The sequence below is a fragment of the Nocardia farcinica genome, assembly GCF_029867845.1.
Taxonomy (GTDB): domain Bacteria; phylum Actinomycetota; class Actinomycetes; order Mycobacteriales; family Mycobacteriaceae; genus Nocardia; species Nocardia farcinica_A.
The window spans coordinates 1-1968 of record NZ_JARWRU010000037.1 but is presented as its reverse complement, the minus strand read 5'-3'; the positions used below and the strand labels follow the sequence as shown (position 1 = coordinate 1968).

Genomic DNA, 1968 nt, shown 5'->3' with positions numbered 1-1968 from the left:
TCATGGTGGTGCTGGTCGCGGTGGCCGTGTTCGTCACCGCGCGCCCGTCGGTCGGCGTCACCCTGGCCACCGATCCGCCGACCCGGCGCAAGACGATTCTGGTGGTGTTGCTGGCGGCCGGGCTGATCGGCGCCTACGACGGCCTGCTCGGTCCCGGCACCGGCACCTTCCTCATCATCACCTTCGCCACCCTGCTCGGCACCGAGTTCGTGCGGGCGGCGGCGATGGCGAAGGTGATCAACTGCGGGTCCAATGTGGGCGCGCTGCTGTTCTTCGGCGCCACCGGGCACATCATGTTCGCCCTCGGCGCGGGGATGGCGCTGGCCAATGTCGCCGGCGCCGTCGCGGGGTCGCGGATGGCCCTGCGCCGGGGATCGGAGTTCGTGCGAATCGTGCTGCTGGTCGTGGTGGTGGTGATGGTGACCAGGCTGGGCTGGCAGCAATTCGGCTGACCGGTAGCGTGATCGGGGTGAGCACCGCGACTTCCGAGGGCAGGGCCCGCCGGGCCGTCGACGCCGAATTCCGCGCGCTACCACTGGGAGCGCTCGCCGAGGCCGCCCTGAGCACCGCCAGGGCGGCCGGGGCCGCGCACGCCGACCTGCGGGTGCACCGTCTGCGCACCCAATCCATCCGCCTGCGCGACGGGCGGGTCGAGTCGGTCGCCGACCACACCGACCTCGGCTTCGCGGTCCGCGTGGTCGTGGACGGCACCTGGGGTTTCGCCTCGCACGCCGCACTCACCCCGCAGCACGCGGTCGCCGTGGCCCGCCAGGCCGTCGAGGTCGCGACCGCGCTGCGCGCGCTCAACCGCGAACGGGTGGAACTGGCGCCCGAACCGCGCTACCCCGACGTCGAGTGGGTGTCGGAGTACGTGATCGACCCGTTCGAGGTGCCGACCGCGCAGAAGGTGGCGCTGTTGCAGGAATACGCGCGGCGGCTGGCCGCCGCCGACGGGGTCGACCACGTCACCGCGAGCGTCCTTCAGGTCAAGGAGCAGACCTACTACGCCGACACGGCGGGCACGGTGATCACCCAGCAGCGGGTGCGGGTGCACCCCGAACTCGAGGCGGTCACCGTGGATTCCACCGCGGGGGTGTTCGAGACCATGCGCACCCTCGCTCCGCCCGCCGGACGCGGCTGGGAGTACGTGACCGGCGCGGACGGCGTCTGGGACTGGGACGACGAGCTGGCCCGCATCCCCGGCTGGCTGGCCGAGAAGGCCGTGGCCCCCGGCGTCGAGGCCGGGCCGACCGATCTGGTGATCGACCCGACGAATCTGTGGCTGACCATCCACGAGTCCATCGGCCACGCCACCGAGTACGACCGCGCCATCGGCTACGAATCCGCCTACGCGGGCACCTCCTTCGCCACCCCCGACAAGCTCGGCACTCTGCGCTACGGCACCCCGATCATGCGGGTCACCGGTGATCGGACCGAGCCGTTCGGGCTGGCCACCGTCGGCTACGACGACGAGGGCGTGGCCGGGCAGCGCTGGGATCTGATCCGCGACGGCGTGCTCGTCGGCTACCAGCTCGACCGCGCCTTCGCCCCGCGCCTCGGTCTGGCGCGCTCCAACGGCTGCTCCTACGCCGACTCCGCGCACCACGTGCCGATCCAGCGCATGGCCAATGTGTCGCTGGCTCCCGCCCCCGAGCGCGACACCAGCACCGAGGAGCTGATCTCGCGGGTGGAGAACGGGCTGTACATCGTCGGCGACAAGAGCTGGTCCATCGACATGCAGCGCTACAACTTCCAGTTCACCGGCCAGCGGTTCTTCCGCATCCGCGACGGCGAACTGGCCGGACAGGTGCGCGATGTGGCCTACCAGGCCACCACCACCGATTTCTGGGGCGCGATGGAGGCCGTCGGCGGGCCGTCGACCTGGCGGCTGGGCGGGGCGTTCAACTGCGGCAAGGCCCAGCCGGGCCAGGTGGCGGGGGGGGGCCCCCCCGGGCCCGCCGGCACGGG

At 72.0% G+C, this 1968-nt stretch carries 2 protein-coding genes; both read left to right on the top strand.

Annotated features, from left to right (window positions below):
• Positions 1-452, top strand: a 452-nt coding sequence (locus QH283_RS00550; RefSeq protein ID WP_280501056.1) for a TSUP family transporter, incomplete at its 5' end; no start/stop codon positions are given.
• A gap of 17 nt (positions 453-469) precedes the next feature.
• Positions 470-1968 (top strand): TldD/PmbA family protein (locus tag QH283_RS00545; protein ID WP_280501055.1); only part of this gene is annotated, 1499 nt, incomplete at its 3' end.